Source organism: Mucilaginibacter sp. Mucisp73 (assembly GCF_059491465.1).
The window spans coordinates 2,534,740-2,561,396 of the sequence record NZ_CP168507.1 but is presented as its reverse complement, the minus strand read 5'-3'; the positions used below and the strand labels follow the sequence as shown (position 1 = coordinate 2,561,396).

Here is a 26,657-nt window from a genome sequence, read left to right as displayed (position 1 = left end):
TATGCTTACTATTAGATACATGATATATTCACTCCGGCTGCGTTCGAATCAACAAAATAATTACAAACAGATTTTGAATACTATGAACAAAAGGCTCGAAAAGTCATGCACGAACTAACTTAAATCACCCCCCTTACTCGGCGTAATTCGGATCAACTTTTAGTTCAAATGTACGTTTTGAACGAGTTAGAGCGCTTTCAATATTCCCTAACGGGCTCGAATCAATAGCCGATTTGAGCTGCTATTCAATAAGAGACTAGCTTCTACCTTTATTTACCATAGATTTATCCTTGGCTACTCAATCCGCAAATTCTTAAGTTTTAAGAATGAAAGTTCCCACAGTTAGCAGAACCACAAAAACCATAAACAATTGATTTACAAATCACTTAAAGTGTTCGATTATCGAACACTTCAGCCAAATAAAAAGCCTTAATAAATTGATATTTTAGGTAATTTGGAACAAATAACAACAGCTTTTGACGTTTCCTTTCAGTACAGCATGAATATATAATTACCTAATTTTCAACTCACTAAAAAGCAAAAGCAGCGAAATTAACTGTTCGACGGGGCTCCCTCCGGCTCCACTACCACACCCCTTATTTTTCTGAATATCAATCACCTACATCAGAAGAATAGGGGGATTTTCAAATCACCATTAACTTTCATCTATTTCATAATCAGCAAATTAAGGATTCGAATCCCTTTGCCTTTCTTCTCGCCGACCTTCATTAATCAATATAAAACACTGATAATCAAAAAATATAAACATATATTCTATTTAATTATCGCCATAATATTCCGTTAACGTTGCCTGGACGACAATCCTTATAATCAGATCGGGAAAAGCTTGCTCTTTCGTTTTCTGATGTTCGTCTGAAATTTTTGATACTTCAAGTTGAGTCTTTTTCGCTTTTCTCTTTCATATTTCTTTAACATGAAGCAAGCAGTCATAGTTCAATTTACACTGTTTAAAAAGCCACTAACACACTTAAAATTAACTATATAACACTCATTCGCATTAATAATAGCTTCGTTATTTCTTCAACCATCTTTTACAAATCAATGTATTTAATCGTCCAATCGTAACGCTCTATTTCGTCAATCCAACCCGTTTATTGTCGAAATAAGGTCTATAACTTTACTATGAACACACGCTTAGTCTGAAAATCAATATTTTAAAAACTGGCATCGGTCTTGTCTCGCTCTCCCTATAATGATAGCTTAAACAGATCTGGTTTAACTACAATTCCAACAAACAAAATAATTAACCCTTAAAAAATTAAAAAGATGAACAGTGAACAATTAATTGAATTAACCCGGGAACTGATTTATCACGCAACGCATTTTGACGTGGAATACGTTAATAAAGCTTATGCTGATAAATTACTTATTGTAAAAGTTGACGAAGATGGTGTCGTTGACACTATGAATAAAGAACAACTCATGGCTTTCATAAAGCAAAACAAAGATTTAAACACCGAACCATTATCTACTAAAACCGAATATCACTACGCTGTATGTGATGGGGATATGGGTATGGTTGTAATTACGCGTGAATTGGTTTTTGATGGAAAATTGAACAGAAAATATTTTACAGTGATTTGGGAATATCTATCAGGCAGATGGCAGGTTGTTAAAGAATCGGCAATGGTTCGTAATTAATAAATCACAACCACATTCTACCTCATATTATCTTCCGTTTTCCGACCCAATGGCCTGTACAGGTCTCCATTATCAAACAACCAACAGCGTACTGTCTTGCTGTTGGTTGTTTGAGTTTTAAAACATATTTCCGAAGCCTATCACTTTCCTGGCCGTGAAAAGCCCACCGTTTTAATTCGTATCATGGGTGCAAATAGCTTTCGATTCCGGCTTGCTTCTCTCATGGCCCTATCCTCTCCTTCAATACGCTGTATTTGGTGTAACATCAACATGTTCGGCGAAATAAGGTGCAATTAAAACTCAGTAAAATCAACAAATAACTAAAAACCAATTAATTACCATATGGCACAAGGCTTGCAAAAAGTAAAAAGCCGTCTCGCTAATGATTCAGAACATCAATACAGACTGAGCAAGGCGATAAATAAGACTGGCAACAACTTAAACATAAAAAAACATCAACATGGGAAACTGGCTATTCGGATCGCACAGCGATCCTCACAAAAAGAACGATCAATCAGAAGAAATGGCATCGGAAGGTTACGATCCAAATGAAGAAAGCCTTGAGGAAGGAGGCGAATATATGGACGACTCATTAAGGATGGTTGAACAGCCGCTTCAGGATGAATAAAGCGAGCTGAATATATATCCACATAAAATCTAATTAAAACATTGAAGGAATGAACGAAGATCATAGGGGAACCATTTTTATTGTAGATATCAGCTGCTATTCAAAATTTGTTACCGAGACGGAGAATGAAGCAGGAAGCCTGATTGTTTGCAGTCTGCTTGAGTCAATTATTGATGCCAACCGGCTTTCATTCAACATTTCAGAAATTGAAGGTGATGCTATACTTTTTTACAGGCATGGCCCGGCTTTCCCTGTTAAAGAAATCCTTTCACAATTTGAACTTATGCTCGAGGTATTTAAAAACAGGCTCAAAACCTTTAAAGAAAGTTTTCCGCAAACCAGCTTTCTTTCAATTAAACTGGAGGTGCATTACGGGGTGATCGGGAGATTTGCTGTTGGGAGTTATTCCAAACTATTCGGTCAGGCTGTTGTAAAAGCGCATAGGCTTTTAAAAAACGGCATTGATACGCATACCTACGCGCTGATCACTAAAGAATATTTCAACGAACAGCGACAAAATGATTTTATGCCATCAGACGAAGCCACCGAGGTTTGTGAACTATATGATGTTGGCCGGCTTTGCTACACCTATTTCCCTTTCAATACAGGTCAGCTCCCATTATACCCGCAGGATTTTAACCTCGGGCAAACAGGCACCTAAAACCATAAAACTTTATTCAAAACAATCATCTATCAATATGCACGCCGGAAAATCATATAAACTACCAGAATTCCTGGTTTGGACCAGACGAAAAATATACAAGCTTTTTGCGCTTGGCCTTATACCTGTCATCCTTTATGAGGTGCTGGGGTTTAAATGGCTTGATATTCCCTGGGCTATTATAGGATTGGTGGGTACAAGCGCCGCGTTTATAGTTGGTTTTACTAACACGCAAACTTACCGGCGTACCGACGAAGGGCAACAAATGTGGACCAGCATATTCAGTCAAAGCCGGGCATGGGGACTTATCAGTCGCGATTTTTTTAATAATCCAGAGAAAAGCAAACTACTTATTTATCGCCACATTGCCTGGCTCACGGTTCTGCGTTATCAGCTAAGGGAAGAGCGCATTTGGGAAAGCGTTGGTAAAAAGCACAATGCCGAGTACCAACAATACTATACCGTACCCGAATGGAAAACGCCACTTGAGAGTGAACTCATAAATTATCTTCAGGACGATGATTTGAGGCACATCATCAATACCAATAATAAAGCCACCCAGATTATGGCCTTACAAAGCGGAACCATTAAACAATTGTATGAACAAGGCGAAATTGCCGTGCTACAGTTTGTAGAAATGGAACGCTCCATCCGCGATTTTTATACGCAGCAGGCTAAGGTTGAGCAGATAAAAAACTCACCGTATCCCCGTCAATATGCCATTATCAATACCTTTTTTGTATGGCTGTTTTGCATCATCCTCCCTTTTGGCATGCTTAAGGATTTTGATCAGCTCAATAACGAAGTGCAAGGTATAATGAAAGGATACATGGTTTGGTTAGTGGCACCGTTCAGCACGCTGATATCATGGATCTATACATCCCTTGAACAGGTTGGCGAAAGCACCGAAAACCCGTTTGAAGGCAGTGCTAATGACGTACCCATTTCGCAAATGAGCCGGAGCATTGAAATTGAATTAAGAGAGTTTTTGGGCGAAGAAGACCTTCCAATCGAATTAACGGCTCAAAATAACATTGTGATGTAAGCAATACCTGATTTAAAACTCTGAAACATAATTAATGAACCTAAAATAAATTGAAGATGGAAACATTAAACATGGAAATTAAAAACACGGCACCTGTTTTAACCAATCTTTTACAGATTGTAGAAAGCGGTTTGCTTTCAGAAAACATTTACCTAACACTTACAGACGAAGGTTCAGAACAATCTTTATCCGGGTTAAGGATAAACAAACTGGGTGTTACCGAGGCACCACTCCCAGAAATCCTAAAGCTTTTAGGTATCCGCAGTATCACCTTAAATGCAAGTCATGATTTTACCGGGCTTTCAAAACTAACGGTAACACTACCACCTGCGGAGGTTGAACAATACTTATGGACATTTTTCAAGGATGAAACTGTTATTGCCGAACTACGCTCACTGTTTAGTAATTGCCGCACCATTGCTTTTGATGATTGGGCAGCCATTACAGATGCCTCTAACCTTTGGAACGGTTTATTGGCCGAGGTTATAAGGCCACTGGGTAAGAAAGATCTTGAATTTGTCTTTTACCTGGGCGACCCCGGAAATAAACTTTCCTTCCAGGTAGATGAGGCAATCGATCTTATCAGCGAGTTTTCGCACCATGGCCAGGTAACCTTTGCCCTTGAGGCAAGCGAGGCGATGAAGCTATGGATGGTGTTGAACGGTGTAAACCCCGATACTCCATTAGAAGGGCAAACCCCGTCCGATCTTAACAAAAAATACTTCTCCATTTATAGAACGATGGACGTTAGCCGCCTGTTGATATACTCAGCCGACAATGCAATATTATTCTCAAGCGATCAGCAATTTGTACTTAGTCGAAAAAAAGTTGAGCATCATATTGAAATAAGCGCAAACGCAAGGCAAGATTTTATTGCCGGCTTCAGCATTGGCTTGTTAAAGCACCTTGACATTGCTCATTGTATAGCACTCGGTCTTATTGTATTTGGCTGCTACGGCGAATTTAACTCAAAACCCGGTCAGCAAGATCTGTCGCTATATATCCAAAACTGGATCAAAGATCTCGAAAAACCCGATAGCATACACCTTTACGAATAAATAACAATCTTAATTTAATTATCAATGGAACAAAGAATCGATCTATTTGCCAAAGGGGCAAACACACTTAAATCGCTCTTTCAGGCTGGAGCTTACCTAAAACATTCTAAAATAGAAGCACCGCTTCAGGAACTGATTTTTTTCAGGGTATCCCAAATGAATGGCTGTGCTTATTGCCTGGATATGCACTCAAAAGATGCCCGCGCGCACGGTGAAACCGAGCAGCGTTTGTATGGCGTAAGCGCATGGCGCGAAACACCATATTTCACAGATCGTGAGCGTGCAGCTTTAGGCTGGGCTGAGGCCGTAACTAAATGCGACGTGTCCGACAGTGTTTACGAACGTGTAAAACCTCATTTCACCGATGAAGAGCTTATCGATCTTACACTTGCCGTTACAACCATTAACACATGGAACAGATTTAACCTTTCCTTTCCACAGGTTGCAGGAACTTACCAGGTAGGTCAGTTTGGTTGATCAACCTTTTGCATGGGCCGGGCTTTACCAGCCCATGCAAATTTTAGCAAACAGCCAACACAACCATGACACCCCCCCAGAATCTTGATATGGATAAGCACCCCGCTTTTAACGATGAAAAACAACCAGGGCAATTAACGTTAGATGAACTGCTGGCAAACGCTCCCTTAGCAACGTTACCGCTGGATTTTAAACCTATGAAACCGACTCTGGTTGATACTCCTTTTGACGATCCCGACTGGCTATTTGAAAACAAATGGGATGGTTACCGGGCAATTGCCGTTATTAATAAACATAACACCAAACTGCTTTCACGTAACGAAGTTTCATTTGCCAAATACTATCCCATTATTGATGTACTAAATACATGGCCATGCAATGCAGTTATTGATGGCGAGATAGTAGTAATGGGTAACGACGGAAAAACCGATTTTGGAGCTTTGCAAAATTGGGAAAGTGAAAAAGGGAGTACACTGGTATACCAGGTTTTTGACATCCTATGGTATGAAGGCCGCAATCTGATAGGGTTACCGTTGAAACGACGGCAGGCAATTTTAAAGTATATTATACCACCGGGCAACCATATTATCCGCCGAAGCATACCTGTACCTGCTAATGGAACAGATTTGTTTGCAAATGCCGAAAAGCATGGCTACGAAGGTATAGTTGCCAAACGTGCCGATAGCGTTTACACACCAGATAAACGCTCAAAAGCCTGGTTAAAAATAAAAGTACAGCGCAGGCAGGAAGTAGTTATAGGTGGATTTACCAAAAACAAAAGCGCCATCAAACCATTCAGCGCTTTACTATTGGGCGTTTACGAAAACAACAAATTGCGGTTTGTTGGAAAAGTTGGAACGGGCTTTTCGATAGACCTGCAAACCAAAATGCTGCAAAACTTTAAACCATATATTATCGATACCAATCCTTTTGATACTGAAGGCACAAGCCAGGTATCACCGTTAAATAAAAGGGTGCCGGGCGAAACATTTACCTGGCTTAAACCCAAGCTGATATGTGAAGTTAATTTTGCCGAGATCACTAAAGACGGGCTTTTAAGGCAGGCATCATTTAAAGGGATGCGCATTGATAAACAGGCTATTGATGTAATTTTAGAAACACCTAAAGATACCATTGAAACCATAGCCGGTGAAGAAAGTAAAGGGAGTACTTCTCTATCATCTGATCAGCCCCCAGCAACCACTTTTATTCCGCGGGGCAATGATTCGGCAACAATTAATTTTAACGGATCGGAATTGCAGTTTACTCATCTTAATAAGATTTACTGGCAACAGGAAATGGTGACTAAACGGGATATGCTTAACTATTATATAGCTGTTGCCGAGCATATGCTCCCCCATCTCTACGGCAGGCCGATGTCATTAAATCGCTTTCCTGATGGTGTTAGCGGCCCGCATTTTTATCAGAAAGATGTTACAGGCAAGGCCCCAGCCTGGGCTACCACTTATGTACACGATACAGCCAAAGGTGAACATCATAATTATATAATAGGTAGCGATATTTCGAGCCTGTTGTGGATGGCCGGACAGGGCTGTATTGAGATAAACCCATGGCTAAGCCGTGTTGACTCACCTGAAAACCCTGATCATTGTGTGATTGATCTTGATCCTGACGAACATAATATTTTCGATCAGGTAATTGAGGCGGCGCTTATGGTAAAAAGAATAGCTGATATGCTTGGCATTCCTTCATTCCCAAAAACATCCGGATCAACCGGCATCCATATCTACATTCCACTGGGCGGGGGATATACTTATGAACAATCGCAGGTGCTTGCTAAACTTATCGTATCTGCCGTTAACAAGGAGTTACCTCATTTCACTACGCTTGAAAGAATGACAACTTCCAGGCACGGCAAAATGTACCTTGATTTTCTACAAAACCGGCCTGAGGCTACTATCGCCGGTGTGTATTCGCTCAGGCCTAAACCAGGTGCAACCGTTTCGATGCCGCTACATTGGGATGAAGTTAAACATGCACTAAAAATGAGTGATTTCACCATTTTCATTGCTATAGACCGGCTTAAAGAAACCGGTGACCTTTTTAAAGGGGTGTTAAACAACGGCATTGACTTGCTCAATACAATTCAAAAAGCAGAGAGCCTGTTTGGTAACCATTGATTTATAACGACGTGCTAAATAAAATATATTAAAGGACAGCTTGCCACCCGCCGTAACGAAGATGACGGGTGCCAGCTTATCGAGGATGTTGTAATGGGCATGCACTTTCCACCCGTTCGTGCATGAAATAAACCTACGCCGGCATAGCATAGCTATGCAAACCGGTCAGCAACGCGATAAGTCGGCGGGCGGTAACACCTTTAACTATTTTTGATTTATCAATCACTAATCCTTTTCATCAGCTCTGCAAATACCGCCACCGGCTGGGCACCGGTTATTGAATACTTTTCATTGAACAAAAAAAAGGGAATTTTGCCAATGCCTATACGTTGGGCCCGGTGTTCATCGGCCCTTACTTCGGCCGAATAGTTATCACTTTCCAAAAGTGGTTTCGCATCAATACCAATTTCAGAGGCCAGCGTGATCAATTGTTTTTTACTGCCGATATGTTTTCCCTCCTCAAAATACGCCCTAAAAATCCTATTATTCATTTCCACTTGTTTACCCTCATCTACAGCAAAATGAATTAGCCGGTGTGCATCAAAAGTATTTGTGCGGATCACTTTATCAAAATCGATGATTAATCCTACTGAGTGGCCAGCGGCTGCTATAGTATCTATTGTTTGCTTTGCTCTTAGTGGAGATAATTTATATTGACGCGTTAAGGTGATATACTGTGTATCATTATTATCAACAGCTATTTCCGGATCAAGCTCAAAGCTACGGAGCACAACATTTGGCTGCTCACCGGAATGTAGCTTGATAGAGTTTTCTAAATGCTTTAAACCGATATAGCAATAAGGACATGCCACATCAAACCAAATTTCAATTTTCAATACTTTATGTTTAATCTAACTAACAACCAATATGACCGGATTGGACAAGATTTATAATATTTATTTCAATACTTATAAATCCCATCTCCAATAATTGTCCATATTTAACTGTACTGTCCTCATTTAAAACACCATATTTCGTGACTTCTACTGCCCGTCGTCGAAATGAAGTATAAAACCAATCCACAAAACGAGATAAAACACTAACTAACAAGGTATTAATACATGGCACCTACATTGCCAAGTTCATGCTCAAATACAGCATTCTAAAGTATCGTAAAATGTTGTTTTATAAAAAGAACCGATTACACCATGGAAAAAGATTTAAAAGGCAATATCTTTATTATTGATATCAGCTATTATATAAACTATATTGAAGATATCGATAACGAGATACGCCCATGCATTATTGATAAACTATTAAGATCTATAATCAGGGCTAATCATTTATCCCTTCTGATATCAGAGATAGAAGACGATACCATACTCTTTTTTCGCTATGGGCCAGCCTTTCCGGTTCGGATAATTTTGGGACAACTGGAGGCAATTCTTGCCTCGTTTAGCTGCGAATTGGATTTGCTGAAATATTATGTGCCTGCAGCCCATCAGCCATCTGTTAATATCGTTATACACTATGGTAACCCTGGTAACTTTTCAAAAAAAGAGCGCTCGGAGTTGCGGGGAACTATTATAGCCGGTACTTATAGTTTGTTAAAAAATAAAACGGTACTGCATACGCATGCTTTAATTACAAATCAATACCTCGAAGCGCAAGTACAGGAAGCAATACCTACCGAAGGCCGGGTTTGTGAATTATACCATGCAAGTACTCCTCGCAATTTGTCGCTGCAAATTGGCAGCTTTTCAAAAACAGCATAAGCCAACCGCAATTATTAATGCTAAATATTAAAATGATGCAAGCGTTTGAGATGGAAATTGTGAATTCGGCCCCGGTATTATCAGCACTTGTTGAAACGATAAAACAGGCGGGCAAATCAAAAAACACATACCTGCTGTGTGAAAAGCAAAGAAAAATGACGGACTCTAAACTTCACAAAACATCACCAAATTCATTAGGAATAAAGGAATTAACTTTACCAGTTTTTTTTAAAAAATTAGGTATCAAAAGCTTGATGATGTGCAATGGCTATGACCTGTCATCATTAACCAAATATGAGTTTATTGTTTTAAACGAAAATAAATGCGAAAACTCCTGGCATGACATAAGAAATGACCAGCTAATTGCCGACCTGCATCTCCTGTTCAAAAAATGCAGGGCAATAACTTTTAACGATTGGACAGATCTGGTAGGCGCGTCGGGCTTGTTGACAGGGCTATTTGACGATGTGATAAAACCGCTTAATAAATCAAACCTCGACTTTATTTTTTATTTAGACGATCCAGGCAAAACGCTTTTTTATCAGATTGATAACATCCTTCAAATAGTCAGCAAATTTGGTATTAAAGGCAAAGTTACTTTTGTACTTGATGAGTTTGAGGCGGTTAATCTTTGGATGGTACTCAACGGTGAAATGCCCAATACAACATTCAATATCAATACGCCTTATGATTTAAAAAAGAAGTGCTTTTCCATATTACGCACTATGAACATCAACCGCCTGCTCATCTATTCGGTAAATAGCGTGATCCTGTTTTCAGAAGACCAGCAATTTATATTTGCACGAAGAGATTTTGATCAGATAGCCGAAATTGCCGCTGATGCAAGGGATAAATTTATTACCGGCTTTAGTTTCGGATTACTCAGCAAGCTTGATATTCAGCATTCTATAGCCCTTGGCCTTATTATGCTTGGAGTGCAAACCGAAATGAATATCTCCGCCGACACTGCGCAACTTCTTTTGTACATAGAAAAATGGCTTGCCGATCAGGATCAAAATAATGATAAATATTTGTACCAGTAAATACCGACTTTTGTTTAACGATCAAATCATAGATAAAAGATTATGAAAGAATTTCTATTTCTGTTTAGAAGAGATTACAAAACAGCCGAAAACCAACCCACTCCCGAAGAATTAAAAACGCATTTAGAACATTGGCAAACCTGGTTTGACGAGCTTGCAAAAAAAAATATACTTGCCAGGCCAACTCAGCGCTGGGATGGCGTAGGAAAAGTTATTGAGCGGGGTAAAAGTACTACCAATGGCCCATTTGCCGAAATTAAAGAATCAATAGGCGGAATGATCATCATCAGGGCGCTTGATTATGATGAAGCTGAAAAAATTGCACAAGGCTGTCCTATTTTTGAACTTAACGGTTCGGTAGAGATCAGGATGGGACTATAAACTAATGAGGCTGACGAAGATGATTGTATACAGGGCGATGATTTTATGAATAAACCGGATTTAATTCCAAACCTTTTCCGCACCGAATATCAAAAAATAGTATCGGTGCTCATTTATCTATTTGGCATCGAATATATTGAAATAGCTGAGGATATTGTAAGCGACACCTTTCTTTCAGCAACCGAACTTTGGGCTACAAAAGGGATCCCCGAAAATCCAACAGGTTGGCTCTATACCGTAGCAAAAAACAAAACCCGCAATTATATTAAACGCCACAAGGTTTTTGAAGAGAAACTGGTTGCGGCGTTGAAAACAGAAGAAACAGTAGGTAAAGAAATCGAGGTCGATCTATCTGTTAAAAATATAACCGATAGTCAGTTGGCCATGATCTTTACTGTTTGCAATCCGGTTATATCAAGCGATTCGCAGGTGGCGCTCGCTTTAAACCTGCTTTGCGGCTTTGGCATTCAGGAAATTTCGGATGCTTTTTTTACCAACAAAGAAGTAGTATACAAACGGATAAACCGCGCCAAAGAAAAGCTTAAAGAAGCCAAAATAGCGATTGAACAGCCATCGCTTAGCCAGATCACCGCCCGGCTTGATAGCGTTTTAAAAACCCTTTATCTTTTATATTCTGAAGGATACTACTCTACCTCACAAAATATTCCGTTGCGCAAAGATCTTTGTGAAGAAGCCATGCGCCTCACTTTATTGCTTGCCGGCAACAACACAACAAACACGCCTGAAGTTAACGCGCTACTTGCCCTGATGAGTTTCCACTCTTCCCGCTTTGATGCCCGGTTAAGCGATGCCGGCGACGCTATCCTATACCAGGATCAGGACGAAAATTTATGGAACCAGGAATTGATTGAAACGGGCTTATATTTTTTAGACCGCTCATCGCGCGGCGACCATTTAAGTAAATATCACTGCGAAGCCGGAATTGCCTATTGGCACACCCGCAAAGCCGATTCGCCCGAAAAGTGGGAGAATATCCTACGGCTGTATGACCAGCTATTGCTCATAGGATACTCCCCTACCGCTGCGCTTAACCGCGTTTTCGCACTATCAAAAGTAAAAGGAAAACAAAAGGCCATTGCAGAGGCAGAAAAACTAAACCTTACAGATAACGTTTTTTACTATTCGTTACTGGGAAACCTGTATACCAACGTTAATGATAGTAAAGCATTGAGCAATTACAAAACTGCTTTGAACCTTTCAGCCTCAAATACCGATAAAGCTACGATTCAAAAAAATATCGAACTTTTAAAAATAAAGATGGCTAATTAAGTCTACCGCCATTTTCGAAATATCTTTTAGTTATTAAAGAAATTGGCAAACCAACCAGTACCATGTGCCAGATAACGCTGATGACAACAGCACTTAACTCGACCGGAGCCGGTTGAATTTTGCTAAACGGGATAATTACCAGGTTCATGAACAGCCAAATGGCAATCCCCAGTAAAAGCCCCGAAATAACAGGCCATTTTTTTAACGGGCTTATTACAGGGTACAGGTAAAAATAAACTGCGGCGATAACGAATGCTATCATAAAATGCAATAATGTACCGATAATAACCGTGGTGATGCCTCCCGAAAAAGCTCCAGCGCCATAAATCGCGCTCGCGATGTATTGCATAACCTGTGCCGGGCTCAGGCCCAGCTTAAAATAAAACACTACCGATGCTGCCATGCTATCCAGGATGCCGGCAATGATTCCCGCTGTTAATATTGTGCGGGCAGCACCTGTTTTTTGTTCGGTGTCTGCCAGGATGTTTTGTCTCATATCTGTTTTAGTTGAATTGAAAACCCAACAACAACCGACATTTTATTTTTGGACAAAAGCATTGCTTTTTTTACGACGAATTTCTGCCCGGGCTACTTATTTCAGATACAGCGGAAGGAATATAGCTAAAAGGAGTTAGGCGTTATTTGGTGGCAGAAGTCACAGCCGGGCGGTATTTCGTTCGTGTGCTATACCCCTTATCCCATCAATACACTTACCATTAAGCGTTTATCATAACTGGCATAGTTTTATATAAATCCAAAATGGCTTTTAACCTTTCGGTAAAGCCATTTTAAATTATATGAAAGATACAAGTACCGAATATTTCACAGACGACATGATCACAGTAGCAGAAGACATGGAGGCTGCTGAACCTGTAACCGAACAAGAATGGGAAACCACACTCCTCCTTGATTTTGGTAACGCGATAGCTGCCGTAAGGAGTAAGGAAGATCTTTTTGATACCGTAAAGCTGTTTTTGCGAAGATTAAATATACTTCGGGGATATGCCATCAGAATGATTAACGATGATGGCAAAACCATGAGTACCTATGTACATGACCGTACCGTTACCACTCCCGATGATCCCCTGATAGTTGAGGTGGCCAAAGCGCGCTATCCTATTAGAGATGGCATACAGGATAGGGTGTTAAATAGCGATACCCCCGTTTTTTTAATAGTTGATGAAGAGATTGCGCGAGGCCACGATGCAGGGTATCTGCATTTTTGGAAAAGTGTGGGCTTTGTAAAAGTAGCCGGAATGCCTTTGCAAACAGCCTCCCGAAAACGGGGTATTTTATGGCTGGCCATGGAAGAAATCAACATTCAGCTTGTTGAAAGTCTTTGTTCGCTGATATCAATTGCCATATCAAACATCAAAACCAACGAGCAAATCCTCATTCTTAAAGAAAAACTGGAACAAGAAAACCAATACCTTAACGAGCAGCTTAGCAATAGCTATAGTGCCGAAATTGTGGGGCAACATCCTGCAATGCACAATGTATACAAACTCATATCGCGGGTTGCGGGTGCAACCTCTTCGGTATTGATACTGGGCGAAACCGGCACAGGAAAAGAACTTATTGCAAGGGCCATACATCAGGCATCTCCCCGAAACAACAAATTAATGATCAAGATCAATTGTGCGGCAATGCCGGCAAACCTCATAGAGAGCGAACTCTTCGGTCACGAAAAAGGATCGTTCACCGGCGCGTTTGAACGCCGTATAGGCAAATTTGAGCAGGCACACAACAGTACGCTGTTTTTAGATGAAATAGGTGAGCTCCCGTTAGAGTTACAGGTAAAACTATTAAGGGTTATCCAGGAACGCGAGTTTGAACGGATAGGCGGAAAAAATACCATTAAAATTGATGTACGGATAATAGCAGCCACCAATAGGAATCTTGAAGAAGAGGTAGAGGCTGGCAGGTTCCGTGCCGATCTTTATTACCGTTTAAATGTTTTCCCTATTCAGCTACCGGCGTTAAGGGAACGCAAAGAAGATCTTATTCCCTTAGCCAACTTTTTTATCAGCCGCTACAGCAGGCAAACCGGCATAACGGTAAAAGGCATGACTGCCGAAGTAGCCCACACGTTGCAAGACTATGACTGGCCGGGTAATGTACGCGAACTTGAACACTTGATTGAACGCAGCATCCTGCTCACAAACGATAACAAGCTAAGAGACGTTCATCTTCCAGAAATTAAAAACGACCAATCTGTTCAGGACGACGCTCCGCCATTAACCATGGAAAGCAGAGAGCGCTATCACATAATTGGCACGTTAAAACGCTGCAGCGGAAAAATAGGCGGCGAAGGCGGAGCTGCCGAGATATTAGATATTCCGTCAACCACCCTCCATTCAAAAATGAGAAGGCTCAAAATCACAAAAAAAGAATACAAGTAATATTCCCTTTTGACGACGAACAGGGTAAAAAGGGATCTTACATAAATAAAAAACAAGAAAAAGGAGGCTAAATGCTATTGGAAAGTGAAGACGAACGGGACGAGATAATGCTTTTGTTAAAACGCGAACTGGCAAAAGTTAAAACGCAGGCGCAATTAATGGTAGCGATTGACAAAACCTTAAAAAAACTGGTAAACTTTAGCCAGGCCACATTACTATCATGCCAGGAAGATGAAAGTACTTACCGGATCTTTTTTATGGATAAGGCCTCTGGTGCCTCTACCGGATATTCAAGCTATAATGAGATCATATCCCGTTCGTATTCGTTTTGCGACGATTTATCCGGGTTGATTTCAAAAGCTGATAAAGCACAAATTTTAGATATCCGCACATTTAACTTAGCCGTAGCACCTCAATGGCTTAAGTTAAACTACGCGTCGGGAGCCCGTGAACTCATTGTAAAAAACCTGCCCGGTGCCGGGGATACTAAACATACTCTTATCCTCTTTGCAGATAAGTTAAACTCGCTTACAGATACACATATACAGTATGTAGAAACAATAGCAGGGCAAATCGGCAAAGCCCTTAACAGCATCGCTGCCCACGAAGCTGTATTATACAAAGAACACAACAAAGCATGCCTGCTTAAATTTGCTACTGACCTTGCTGCTGTCAAAAAAAAGGGGGATCTGGAAGCCGCTATTTTTAATATTCTGGATCAACTTATGGGCATAAAGCTATCTATGATCAGGCTAATAGAAGATGATGGAATTACTTTAGTTCCTTATCTATATGATAAAAACGCCGTTTTTAAAGATGACGAGCTGTTTAAACAACTATTGGCAAAAAATATAACTATCGACGAGCCTATTTCGGCCAGAGTACTGGATAGTGATGAGCCCGTTATATTTAATATCGAAGCCGAGCAAAAGAGTGGCAACAGCAGCCCGTATATAACCCTTTGGAAAAAGGCGGGTAAAAAACACATGTACGGCGCCCGTCTACGTATTGGGAATGAAAATATAGGAACACTTTGGCTGTTGATAAACGAACTGAATACCCATCTGTTAAAAGGCCTTTGCTCACAAATATCGGTAGCCATATTCAACATCAAAGCCAACGAACGGTTATTTGCCTATCAAAAGCAACTGGAAACGGAAAATGATCATTTGAAAGAACAGATCAAAACCATCCACAATTTTTCGGAGATAATTGGTAGCAGCCTGCGAATGCAAAAGGTTTACCAGTTGATGTCGCGGGTGGCCGATTCAAATTCTACAGTGCTTATTTTAGGAGAGACCGGTACCGGGAAGGAACTGATTGCTCGTGGGATTCATGACGCCTCGCCCCGGAAAAACAAATTGATGATAAAAGTAAACTGCGCTGCTCTTCCGCCCAATCTCATCGAGAGCGAGCTTTTTGGTCATGAAAAAGGATCGTTTACCGGTGCTTTTGAACAGCGGATAGGCAAGTTTGAGCTGGCCAATAACAGCACTTTATTTTTGGATGAAATTGGTGAGCTACCGCTGGAGCTACAGGTTAAATTACTCCGTGTTATCCAGGAGCGGGAGTTTGAACGCGTAGGCGGAAAAAGCACAATAAAAGTTAATGTGAGAATAATAGCAGCAACTAACCGCAACCTGGAAAAAGAGGTAGTAGCAGGTAAATTCCGATCTGATCTGTATTACAGGCTTAATGTATTTCCAATCAATTTACCATCATTACGTGAACGGGCCGAAGATATACCCGCATTGGCAAACTTCTTCCTCAATAAATATAGCAGGCTTACAGGATGCAAAGTTGGCTCAATAGCACCCAAAGTTTTGCAGCAATTGAAATCGTATTTATGGCCGGGAAACGTACGGGAGCTGGAGCACATTATTGAAAGAAGCGTTTTAATGACAACCGGCAACGTATTGCGGGAGGTACATTTGCCAAACACAAAACAAAGCGATAACCAGGCCATCCTCCATTTTAATCAAACTATCGAGGAGATGGAACGAAACCATATTATTAATATCCTGAAACAATGCGAGGGCAAAATTTCAGGAGCGGGCGGTGCGGCCGGGGTATTGGCTATTCAACCAACCACCCTGCATTCTAAAATGCGAAAATTAAATATCGCTAAAAGGGAATACATGAACCATGCACAGTAAGCTAATAGAAAAAAGGGATTCACTATTTGAATAAATGAATCCCTTTAGCGCGTGCATATTGAAGGTTCAAAGGTAAAAGCCCAGCCCGCCTCCCTAAATCAACGCTAATATTTTGGTACCGGTCAATTATAGCCTTTTAATTATCGTAAAACTGTTCCGTTAAATTTCGCCACCATTTATTAGTCGGTACATTTAGCTAACGGATATGCCACCATCAACAGGTAACACCACCCCGGTAACCCAATTGGATCCTGAATCGATCAATAGCGCTGTATTAGATACAATATCTTCAACATCTCCTCTTTTTTGTAAGGGGATAGTTTTTGCTTCACTTTGCTGGATAGCGAGTATAATATCTGCCGAAAGGCCGGCATTTTCTAAAACGGGAGTATCTGTAGGGCCGGGTGCAACGCAATTTACACGAATGCCGAGCGGTGCCAGTTCCAAAGCCCATATCTTTGTAAGCATGTTAAGGCCGCTTTTTGCCGAGCCGTAAGCGCTAAGCTGTGCGTAAGCTTTTATACCATGGCTACTGCTTACGTTAATGATTTGCCCTTTAGTAGCAGATAAAAATGGCACACAACCCGCAGCGAGTAAGCTTGGAGCTATCAGGTGAACCTGGTACATCTCCTCTAACTGGTCCCTGCTTATTTCGGGCAAGGGTGTAAGGGCCACATGGCCTGCATTGTTTACCAGCACATCAAGTTTGCCGTTCCATTCATCTTTTATGAAATCGATGATCTTGTTTTCCTGTCCGTTTTTCAGACTATCATATACGATGGTATAAATGCCGGGTAACTCTGCCGCCAGTTTTGATAACTTAGCGTTGTTTCGGCCGGTTATCAATACCTGCCAGCCTTTGTTATAAAAATGTTTGGCAAGCCCCTCTCCTATACCCGAAGATCCGCCTGTTATTACAATGTTCTTTTGCATTTTTTGTGTATCTAAAATTGTGTTCTAATTATTTATTTGAGTTCCTTACAATCATGCAACCGCGTTAAAAGAACCCTGGAAATGAAGCCTGAATGTTTGCGGAGCAGTTTTAACCTGTTTACTAAAAAAACGGATAAAATAAGAGGGATCATCATAACCAAGTTTGTAGCCAATTTCCTTTACCGAGAGATGCGTGTAAACCAAAAGCCGTTTAGCTTCCAGTATTATCCGTCTCTTGATTATTTCATTGGGTGTGTAGCAGCTGTGTTTACAAATCCGTTTATTCAATGCTTTTGCACTGATATTTAAAATATTAGCATACGATGCCACATCGTGGTGTTTAAAAAAATTACGCTCAACTAACTGGATAAAGAACCTGCAAAAAACCGAATCCTGCTGAGCAGATAGAATATCCGACCCCTGAATATGCTGGCAAATACGTGCAGCCTTAATGATGATCTGTTTTAATAAAACCCGGACCATTTCTTCCACGTTAATATCATTTTGGGTTATCTCCTGCCTTACCTCGTCAAAAATAGATAAGATGATCTCTGCATCTACAGTGCTAAGTGCTATACCCGATACCTTTTGAACTTTATCAAAAAGCAGTTCATCGCAGGCTATTTCCCGGCTATGCAGGCTTACTCCATAAAGATCCTGATCATAGTATATGATGCTGCCCCTGAAGTCTTCAGAGAGCTTGAGCATTTGCGCTGCAGTTACAAAAACTATCCCGTCCTGTTGTACCCAAACATCTGTAAAATCAATACTCAACCTGCTTCCATGCCTTACATACACTATCTTAATAAAATCCCTGAGCTGATCGATGAACTGGTCGGACTGGTTTCGCCCCTGAAAATCCAGGATCCCAAATCTGTTAAAGGCTTTTTGTTTAAAGTGTTCCATCTTAATAATCCATACCGGCAGCAATGCCGCTCTGCCTGATGGATTACAATCAACATGCCATTAATTAAATAATTGACTATCAGAACAATAAATAAAACCCACCTTCCACAGCACACCTAATACAGCGGATAAAAAGTACTTTAACGATATTGCGAGCAATCGCTGTCAGGAGGCTTGCGACAAATAATCTGTTTTGGAGATCTTCAGCTTTTTCATTTTAGCATGTAAGGTGGTTGAAGGCGTACCCAACACATCCGCTGCCCCGCCTGATCCGGCTATTTTCCCCCCGCATATTTTGAGTGTTTGGATGATGTGGGCACGCTCAATTTCTTCGAGCGTTTGATTAACTGACAGGTCTTTTCCAAAACGGGTTTTAGGCAGGTAGATCTCCCTCAACGTGCTGCCGTTGGTTAACAAAACGCTTCGCTCCAGCAGGTGCTCAAGCTCCCTGACATTACCTGGCCATTGGTAACTTTTCAGCTCCTGCATTACTTTGGCTGATATAGATGTCACTTTTATGCCGGTATTTTTACAGTGGCGGGCAAGGAAGTAATTGGCCAGCGGAGCTATATCCTCAATCCGTTTGCGCAAAGGCGGCAGACTGATGGGGAAAACATTAAGCCGGTAATAAAGGTCGGCCCGGAACCGGCCTGCATTTACTTCTTCTTCCAGGTTGCGGTTGGTGGCCGCTATGATCCTTACATCAACCTTAATGGTAGTTTTACCGCCTATCCGCTCAAATTCGCGCTCCTGAATAACCCGTAGTAGTTTTACCTGCAATTCTAAAGGCAACTCGCCTATCTCATCTAAAAACAAAGTGCTGTTATGCGCCTGTTCAAATTTACCGATCCGCCTTTCAAGCGCGCCGGTAAACGCGCCTCTTTCATGGCCGAAAAGTTCGCTTTCAATCAGGTTGGCAGGAAGAGCGGCACAGTTAACTTTTACCATTAACTTATCCTTTCGCGGCGAGCTTTTGTGAACTCCCCGTGCTACTAATTCCTTGCCTGTCCCGGTTTCGCCCATCAGCAATACCGTTGAATTTGTTTTGGCTACAATCGACATCAACTGATAAACCTGTTGCATTTCAGGGCCGCTACCAACAATTTCGGCAGAATTATAAATGGTGTTTATCTGTTCTTTCAGGTGATCGTTTTCAACCTCCAGCATACTTTTATAGGTAATAAGCTGCTCGTTAACCAATACATTCGAAATAGCGGTAGAGATCTGCGCGCAAATTCCTTTCAATATGGCAAGGTTAACAACATCCGTTTCCATAAAAAGAATGCCGAGGTCTTTACTTCCTGTTCGTAATGCTACACCAATCATTTTCCGCAGCCCCATATCGCTCCAGGTACGAACGTATTGTGGAACTACCGGGCGCCTCATTTCCTGATCGGTAATAAAAAGAACTGGTTCGGCGCTGCACAATACCTTGTCCTGAATCCCATCCTTAATATCAAACCGGGTCGCGATCATTTGCTTAAACCCCGCGTCATTTTTAAAAGTGATGGTGCTGTCATAAACATATGAACTGGTTGTAACCCCATCGTTATCTATAAGCCTGATGATATAACCCTTTACAGAGCTTAGCTTTTTCACCGCCTTCTCTACAGCTACCGAAAAATCGTGTTTGCTGCGCACGGCGGCGATATCATGACTAAAATCAAGCAGGAAGGATTTTTCCCTTTCCTTGTTCATGATCTCCTCGTTGGCTGCAATGTTACTTGCCGCCGTAAATAACTGGCTGGAAATACGTTCAACTATATTCAATGCGGCGGCGTCAAATGTTCCCTTTTTATCGGCAAATAATATGAGGCTTAATTCGCGCTCTGCTTTACCGGGCAGCAGGTTGATCACCATTTCGCGTGCGCCGGCAGCATAATTTAGTTTAAACCAGAGCGGGGCTTTATTCAGGTCAAATGCGGTCATATCAAGCACCACCGGTCCGTTATTGCCCGATGCCGCGCTATAAATACCATCGTTAACCGGGTTTGACCGTTTAAGTGCTTCCGGGTATTTCGGAAATTTTTGCGCGGGCGAATCCGGATCAGTTACGTACACACTGTAGTTTTCTCCCGCCTCGTCCAGGATGGTGATCACATTATTTGTAAACTTTACAAGCTTTTTAAGGCCGGTGTTAACAACGGTAAGCAAATCTTTTCTGTGCCGTACTGTTGCCAGGTTATTGCTGATGTCCAGCAAAACCTCATTTACCCATTCTTTAAATTCAATTTCCTCATTTATTTTGATATTAGATACCGCGCTGGAAAGCTGGGAGCTGATCATCGATATAAAAGCCTTAAAATCATCAGAAAAAGCGCCAACACGGTCTGAATACATTAAAACATGCCCGATAGTTTCCATTTTGATTTTTAGCGGAACTATCATGGCTTCCTTTATCCCGCATTCGTAATTCACTTTTAAAAAGCCCGGGATGCCGGGTTTTTGTATAATATCATCCAACAAAAAAGATACCGGCATGTCAGAACCATGCGCCTGGCTGATAAACGGATCGTCAAGAAAAAAGCGTGAGGCGAGCAATGACGGCAACTCGTCACGATGCTTGATCTGTAGCGCCTCCCTGTCAATTAAAAAAGGATAATAGGTTTGCTGTTGCTTATCAATCAGTGATACAACCGCGTGTGTAAAGTAAAACAGGCTTTTAAGCCTTGATGAAAAAACCGTAATTAAATCTATCTTGGTTCGTACCTGGGTGATATCATTACTTAACTCCAGCAATACCTCCTTCTCATTTTCATAACACCGCACGTGCTTTTTAAGTACTTTGAGAAAATTCTTTTTGTCTGTCAACTGATTTTCGAAATCATCAATCACTGTTAAAAATCCTGGCTTTTCCATTTTGCAACAATTGGGGTAAAAAGGCACCAACGCAGATCTTACCGCGCCCATGGTACAGGCCGGCAAAACCAACAATCATAAAAAATGCAGTGGCGGGTTCAATTTTAAGCGATTTGCGCTACAACAATACCTTCCCGTCTCTTAACCGGCGTTAGCTTGACCTCTAACGTTACGATATTCCCTAAAACTTGCCGTTATCCTATTGCATAGTATTGCTATCAAATCCCTCCGTACCGAACACTCCCACCACTCGCATTTACAGGTGATTGACAATCGACCTTCCGGGATTGGACATAACCGATAACATTTTCCGAAACAGGCTAAAAAAGTAACGCCTCCGGTTATTCCGGAGGCGCTACTTTTGATAAGATTATAGTTGACTATTTAAGTGCCTTTTTAATTTCAGATGCTACCTGCAACATCGCAGCCCGTGTGCCGGGAACATTGGCAATTGGGTTAAGCAAACCAAAATCGTGGATCATACCATTGTAACGTACCGATGTTACTGTCACACCCGCTTCATCAAGTTTGCGGGCATAAGCCTCGCCCTCATCACGCAATACATCGTTTTCAGCTACTAAAATGAATGCCGGCGGCAGGCCTTTTAACTGGCTAGTAGTAGCTTGCAACGGCGACGCGTAGATCTGTTTGCGTTCATTAGGGTCGGTTGTGTAATTATCCCAAAACCATTGCATCATCTTTTTGGTGAGAAAACGTTGGGTGGCAAATTGGTTGTATGAACCGGTTTCGAAATTGGCATCGGTAACCGGCCACATCATTACCTGTAACTTGATCTCGGGGCCTTTTTTATCTTTAGCCATCAGCGCGACAGCCGCGGTCATATTACCGCCAACGCTGTTACCTACCACGGCCAGGCGCTTTCCATCTACACCTATTTCCAGTCCGTTAGCGGCAACCCACTGCAGGGCAGTGTATTCCTGGTTAATGGCCGTAGGATAGTGTGCCTCTGGCGATGGTGTGTAGTTAACAAAAACAGCAGCGGCTCCTGAGTTAACTACCAGGTCGCGCACCAAACGCTTGTGTGTAGGGAAATCGCCCAACACCCAGCCGCCTCCGTGAATGAATAGAAATACAGGTAATATCCCTTTGGCGTTAACCGGCTTAACTATATTTAAAACAAGCAATCCTCCTTCGGCAGTAATGGTTTTCTGGCTTACTTTGATATCCGAATAATCGAATTTTACCGATTCCTGGGCGCCTGTGAGCACGGCCCTTGCTTCAACCGGGGTAAGTTCTTCAATTGGTTTGCCTGTACCCGAGTTTAGTACATTTAAAAAAGCTTTGATATTACTTTCAATGTGTGGATCCTGCGCAGGATCAATAGTTTGAGCGGCAACCTTACCGCAAATAACAACCGCGAAAAGAGCGGCTAAAATTGTGACTTTTGTTTTCATTTTTTGAGTTGGCATGTGAGTTTAACATCACAAAATTACCTTGCCTCCTTATGCCACTCAATGCACATACGGCTAAAAGCAATGGACTTTTTTCCCTATGGAAGGCGAATCAACTCAACAAAAAAGCCCCGTCGCTTTACGCTACGGGGCAATAACAAATGTCTATTAAATTAAAACAACTATTTTTTCTCCGAGGCGGCGATGATCACCTTGGCTACAGCATCCGGGTGCGATATAAAAATTACATGGCTTCCTTTGATCTCGGTGACGCGTGTATTTGAACGTTTGTACATTTTACGTTCAATTTCAGGGTTGATGCTTTTATCTTCGGTTGCTACGATGCCATAAGTTGGTTTAGTTTTCCAGGCAGCATCCGCCACGGCGGTTTCAAAGCTTCCGCCAAAAATAGGTTCCTGCGAGGCAAACATAAAATCGGTTTCGGCCTGGCTTAAATCGCCTGCAAAACCGCCATGAAATTTGGCTTTATCATAGTAAACAAAACCTTTTTCATCCGGAGGTAAAATACCGTATTCAGGCAAAGTTGGGGCGGTTGCAGCCCATTGTAAAGTATTTTCACCTTTATCAGGCTGATATGCTGCAACGTAAACAAGACCGGCAACTTTTGGATGCATACCTGCTTCGGTAATCACTACACCGCCCCATGAGTGGCCCACTAAAATAACCGGACCATCCTGCTTATCGAGAATGCGGGTGGTAGCATCCACATCATCTTTGAGCGAAGTAAGTGGAATTTGCACCGCCGTAACATGGTAACCTTTTTTAGTAAGAATCCCGAAAACACCTTTCCAACCCGAGCCGTCGGCAAAAGCGCCGTGTACAAGTACTACGTTTTTGATCTTGTCCTGCGCATTTGATAAAACTGGCGACAGTAGCAAAAAGCTTAACACAAATGCCGTAATAAACCTCCGGCCCATACTTAATTTTGATTTGTTTGATTGTTCCATTTTCATAGTTAATTTTTTTAACAAAGGTATTTTGGCTTCAAAAGCTCATCAATGGACAAAGAGGCGCTACTAATGGACATTTTTCCCTTTCGATTCTACTACTCCGAAAAAATTGATTTGATCAGATGATTTCAGAAAACAACAGGCAAAAAAATAGCGGGATGTTCTCCCGTTATAAAACAATAAATCGTTGTAAATCTACTTTGTTAGATGAGCCCTTAGCATCCAGGCCATTTCTTCATGTGTTTCTAAAAGCGCGGTAAGGTAATCGCTCGAGCCCATGTCCTGGTATTTTTCGGCAAAGGGGGTAATGTTACCGCGCAGAAACATGATGATGCTTTCATGATCGGCTAACAGCTCCTTGATATATCCCTGACTGTTGTTGCTATTTTCGAGCTTTTCGGTTAAATGGGTAAGCTGTAAAAACTGGGTTAATGTGGCCGGGGCATAGTGACCAATTTTACGCATCCGCTCGGCAACACCATCAACCACCTCTTCAAGCTGCTGATATTGCGATTCAAAAAATACGTGAACCGTGTGAAAGTCGGCACCCTCAATGTTCCAGTGTGCGTTTCTGGTTTTGGTATACAGGATAAATTCGTCGGCCAATAGTTTTGCCAGTTCGTCAGACACAGCCTTTCTGCCTGCATCATTAATTCCAATGTTTGTTTTCATGTTGATATAATTGTTATTTTTTGTTGGTTGGTTCATAGTTATCCCGCCAGGCAATGGCTTTATTTATTGCTATTGATCTTTAGTTTTTATCATCAGTAAAATTGTTATACCAGTGCGTGCCATCACAAAACGGTTTGTTTTTTGAGCCTCCGCAGCGGCACAGGGTATAATGTTCTTTCGATGCTCCTTCCAAAAAATCGGCATCCAGTTTTATGCTTCCCTTTACACGGTACGGCCCATTTTTTGAAACCGTAATAGTAGGTTCGTTAATTACCGGTAAGTTCAGCTTAGGGTTGGCAAAACTGAAACTTAATGCTCCCGATGGGCACCTTTTAGTTTGCTGACTGATCCTTTCACCACTGGCCGCCGTTTGATCAACAAAAGGTTCTTTTCCCAGCCTGAATACTTCGGGCAATTCATCAGTACAAAAACCCGAGTGCTGGCAGATACCACGGTTATCGCATACGGTAAAATCGGTTGCAGGATATTTATCCAACCGGTCAGGCGTTCGGCCGGGTAATTTGCTGCTATCAAAACCTATGCGGGCATGGGTGCCATCACAAAACGGTTTATTCGCCGAACCGCCGCAACGGCATAATGCCATTTGAGGCTCTGCAGGTAGCCGTTCGCCTTTTGAATTAAGCAGATTACTTACACCTTTTACCAGGTACGGCCCGTTGGTAGATGGATTAATCTCAGGCTCAAGTTTTGCAGGATCAACGAACTCAACCTTCGGGATAATTTTTTGCGCCTGCGCGGTTTTTTTTATAAAAAGCTCAGAGAGTGCCTGTAGGGCCGCAGATGCTTCTTTCACCTCCGGTGGGGATGTTTTTTGCTCGGCTAAAGCGGTGGCTTCTTTGGCAAGGTTAAAAAGCCGCTCACAGAAAAACACCCATGCTGATTCTTTATGCGGCAGCAACGTAATATCCCTATTGTAACCAAACCCAGGGCCGGCCATTAACGCGGCATTTTCCGGATCGCCGAGGGGCATTTTGGCAAGCGCCTCGCCCATTGGGCGAATTACGGTAGTCATTATCCGCAGTGTAGCACGTGATAGCATTTCCAACTCTTCCTCAGTTTCATCGCTGTGGGCAAAAAAGCGGAGTAACATCTGCAACATCGTGTCATAACTCATGTTAAAGATATCGGCCGCGCAATGCGTATCCTCATCAAGGATTAACGTGCCTCCGGTAGCATCGTCATAAAACCGGGTCATGGGGTTTGAGGCCATTTTCCTCACGGGATCGAATACTGTATTCGTATTCGCTGCTTTTTCCATTTCGCTGATGTATTGCTTCCTGATGGTATCAAAGATCTCAAAATGGCAATCGGGGTGCTGTTGTGTTGGTGCTTCTCCCTGCTCCACAATCATTTCAATAGCCTGCAAGGCAGATTCCCTGTTTACTACAGAGATCAGCTTTCCGCTCAAGTCGACATAACGGGCATTGGCCTGCGCTTCCTTCGGGCCGATAAACAATACATCTTCAGGGATACATTTAAAGCCCGATGCTACCTTGTGATAAAACTCTCCTACCGTTGTAAAATCAATTTCATAAGGCTCCTGGAATTTAAAGGCTTCGGAGCCGAAGCGGGCTATCAATTCAGGTTCGGCTTTAAAATGCCGGGGTTTTAATTCGGCATATTCCAATTCCTGTTCTCTTACAACTTTATTACGCAGTTCACCATATTGAGCATGTACAACGGGTTCAAGTACGCCTTCTTCCGGTAGTTCAAATATCACCAGCCGCTCAATTGTAGCAAGCGAAAATGGCTCAAGAGTTAACTTAATGCCGAATGGAAAAGCGGATACAGGTAAAGGAAAATTGGCCCTTTTAAAATTAGGTGCACCACCTATTGCAGTGAGCATGTTGTTAACCTGGGCAAGGTGCAGCATTTCTTCTACCGCTACCATGGCTAATTTTCGCTTCCAGGTTTTTACCATGGTAAGTTGCTCTTCAGTCATTCCCCCTTCATCAAGGTTCGATTTTAGCGAATATGCTGCATAGAGATATACACAGGCCAGGCCATGTTCCAGTTCGGATGCCCGCGAGAGCAAATAAATAAGTTCCTCTCTGCTTTCTACGTCTTTAACTACCGATTCACGGTGAGTTGGATTATTCATATTTTAGATGTTTTAATGAGCAAAATTATTGAGGGCTGACCTGCCTGAAGGGGACCAGATGGGCACCCTCCTGGTAATCCAGGCTTTGTACTATTAGCAACGATGGGTCTTCATTCATCGTCA

At 41.9% G+C, this 26,657-nt stretch carries 22 protein-coding genes; 13 read left to right on the top strand and 9 right to left on the bottom strand.

The window, feature by feature from the left end; all coding sequences use genetic code 11:
- Positions 1-1,287: 1,287 nt before the first annotated feature.
- The 7 genes from ACEN82_RS10775 to ligD all read left to right on the top strand — a co-directional run bounded on the left by ACEN82_RS10775 (position 1,288) and on the right by ligD (position 7,672).
- On the top strand, positions 1,288-1,662 hold the full coding sequence (locus ACEN82_RS10775) for a hypothetical protein (RefSeq protein ID WP_413319890.1): 375 nt from the start codon (positions 1,288-1,290) through the stop codon (positions 1,660-1,662).
- 460 nt (positions 1,663-2,122) lie between these two features.
- Positions 2,123-2,290, top strand: a complete 168-nt coding sequence (locus tag ACEN82_RS10770; RefSeq protein WP_175489945.1) for a hypothetical protein — start codon at positions 2,123-2,125, stop codon at positions 2,288-2,290.
- Positions 2,291-2,339: 49 nt separating this feature from the next.
- Entirely contained in the window at positions 2,340-2,951 is a 612-nt protein-coding gene (locus ACEN82_RS10765; protein ID WP_413319888.1) for a DUF2652 domain-containing protein, read from the top strand.
- A 37-nt stretch (positions 2,952-2,988) separates the two neighbouring features.
- Positions 2,989-3,996: a bestrophin family protein gene (locus tag ACEN82_RS10760; protein WP_413319886.1), complete on the top strand. Its 1,008-nt coding sequence runs from the start codon at positions 2,989-2,991 to the stop codon at positions 3,994-3,996.
- Between the two features lie 56 nt (positions 3,997-4,052).
- Positions 4,053-5,054, top strand: a complete 1,002-nt coding sequence (locus ACEN82_RS10755; RefSeq protein WP_413319884.1) for a hypothetical protein — start codon at positions 4,053-4,055, stop codon at positions 5,052-5,054.
- 24 nt (positions 5,055-5,078) lie between these two features.
- A complete protein-coding gene (locus ACEN82_RS10750; RefSeq protein WP_176629001.1) occupies positions 5,079-5,531 on the top strand; it encodes a carboxymuconolactone decarboxylase family protein in 453 nt (150 codons plus the stop codon).
- A gap of 65 nt (positions 5,532-5,596) precedes the next feature.
- Positions 5,597-7,672 carry a DNA ligase D gene (gene ligD / locus ACEN82_RS10745; RefSeq protein WP_413319882.1) on the top strand — a complete coding sequence of 692 codons (2,076 nt, stop codon included), beginning with the start codon at positions 5,597-5,599 and terminating at the stop codon, positions 7,670-7,672.
- Positions 7,673-7,890: 218 nt separating this feature from the next.
- Here ligD and ACEN82_RS10740 read toward each other — a convergent pair whose 3' ends face one another.
- Entirely contained in the window at positions 7,891-8,508 is a 618-nt protein-coding gene (locus ACEN82_RS10740; RefSeq protein ID WP_413319880.1) for a DsbA family oxidoreductase, read from the bottom strand.
- 312 nt (positions 8,509-8,820) lie between these two features.
- Between ACEN82_RS10740 and ACEN82_RS10735 the strand changes: the two genes are divergently transcribed.
- From ACEN82_RS10735 to ACEN82_RS10720, 4 genes are read left to right on the top strand one after another with little or no spacing between them, the layout of a single operon-like run.
- Entirely contained in the window at positions 8,821-9,387 is a 567-nt protein-coding gene (locus ACEN82_RS10735) for a DUF2652 domain-containing protein (protein WP_413319878.1), read from the top strand.
- A 32-nt stretch (positions 9,388-9,419) separates the two neighbouring features.
- Positions 9,420-10,430, top strand: coding sequence for a hypothetical protein (locus ACEN82_RS10730; protein ID WP_413319876.1), 1,011 nt, complete (start codon positions 9,420-9,422; stop codon positions 10,428-10,430).
- A 42-nt stretch (positions 10,431-10,472) separates the two neighbouring features.
- Positions 10,473-10,811 carry a YciI family protein gene (locus ACEN82_RS10725; RefSeq protein ID WP_090525871.1) on the top strand — a complete coding sequence of 113 codons (339 nt, stop codon included), beginning with the start codon at positions 10,473-10,475 and terminating at the stop codon, positions 10,809-10,811.
- Between the two features lie 45 nt (positions 10,812-10,856).
- Positions 10,857-12,101: an RNA polymerase sigma factor gene (locus tag ACEN82_RS10720; protein ID WP_413319874.1), complete on the top strand. Its 1,245-nt coding sequence runs from the start codon at positions 10,857-10,859 to the stop codon at positions 12,099-12,101.
- Here ACEN82_RS10720 and ACEN82_RS10715 read toward each other — a convergent pair.
- Complete coding sequence (locus ACEN82_RS10715; protein WP_413319872.1) at positions 12,094-12,597, bottom strand: hypothetical protein; 504 nt, start codon at positions 12,595-12,597, stop codon at positions 12,094-12,096. The two genes, ACEN82_RS10720 and ACEN82_RS10715, sit on opposite strands and share 8 nt — an antisense overlap.
- Positions 12,598-12,898: 301 nt before the next feature.
- On the opposite strand from ACEN82_RS10715, the gene ACEN82_RS10710 reads away from it, so the two are divergent.
- Both ACEN82_RS10710 and ACEN82_RS10705 read left to right on the top strand, forming a co-directional pair.
- A complete protein-coding gene (locus tag ACEN82_RS10710) occupies positions 12,899-14,503 on the top strand; it encodes a sigma-54-dependent Fis family transcriptional regulator (RefSeq protein ID WP_413319870.1) in 1,605 nt (534 codons plus the stop codon).
- 71 nt (positions 14,504-14,574) lie between these two features.
- The gene (locus ACEN82_RS10705) at positions 14,575-16,659 is read left to right on the top strand and encodes a sigma 54-interacting transcriptional regulator (RefSeq protein WP_413319868.1); all 2,085 of its coding nucleotides are present in this window, start codon (positions 14,575-14,577) and stop codon (positions 16,657-16,659) included.
- Between the two features lie 192 nt (positions 16,660-16,851).
- Here ACEN82_RS10705 and ACEN82_RS10700 read toward each other — a convergent pair whose 3' ends face one another.
- From ACEN82_RS10700 to ACEN82_RS10670, 7 genes are all read right to left on the bottom strand, one after another.
- Positions 16,852-17,592, bottom strand: coding sequence for an SDR family NAD(P)-dependent oxidoreductase (locus tag ACEN82_RS10700; protein ID WP_413319866.1), 741 nt, complete (start codon positions 17,590-17,592; stop codon positions 16,852-16,854).
- 51 nt (positions 17,593-17,643) lie between these two features.
- Complete coding sequence (locus ACEN82_RS10695) at positions 17,644-18,498, bottom strand: helix-turn-helix domain-containing protein (protein ID WP_413319864.1); 855 nt, start codon at positions 18,496-18,498, stop codon at positions 17,644-17,646.
- A gap of 165 nt (positions 18,499-18,663) precedes the next feature.
- A complete protein-coding gene (locus ACEN82_RS10690; RefSeq protein ID WP_413319862.1) occupies positions 18,664-21,357 on the bottom strand; it encodes a sigma-54-dependent Fis family transcriptional regulator in 2,694 nt (897 codons plus the stop codon).
- Positions 21,358-21,737: 380 nt separating this feature from the next.
- Entirely contained in the window at positions 21,738-22,772 is a 1,035-nt protein-coding gene (locus ACEN82_RS10685; protein WP_413319860.1) for an alpha/beta hydrolase, read from the bottom strand.
- A gap of 179 nt (positions 22,773-22,951) precedes the next feature.
- Entirely contained in the window at positions 22,952-23,743 is a 792-nt protein-coding gene (locus tag ACEN82_RS10680) for an alpha/beta fold hydrolase (RefSeq protein WP_413319858.1), read from the bottom strand.
- Positions 23,744-23,935: 192 nt separating this feature from the next.
- Positions 23,936-24,412, bottom strand: coding sequence for a Dps family protein (locus ACEN82_RS10675; protein ID WP_413319856.1), 477 nt, complete (start codon positions 24,410-24,412; stop codon positions 23,936-23,938).
- A gap of 79 nt (positions 24,413-24,491) precedes the next feature.
- On the bottom strand, positions 24,492-26,534 hold the full coding sequence (locus ACEN82_RS10670) for a ferritin-like domain-containing protein (protein WP_413319854.1): 2,043 nt from the start codon (positions 26,532-26,534) through the stop codon (positions 24,492-24,494).
- Positions 26,535-26,657 lie beyond the last annotated feature (123 nt).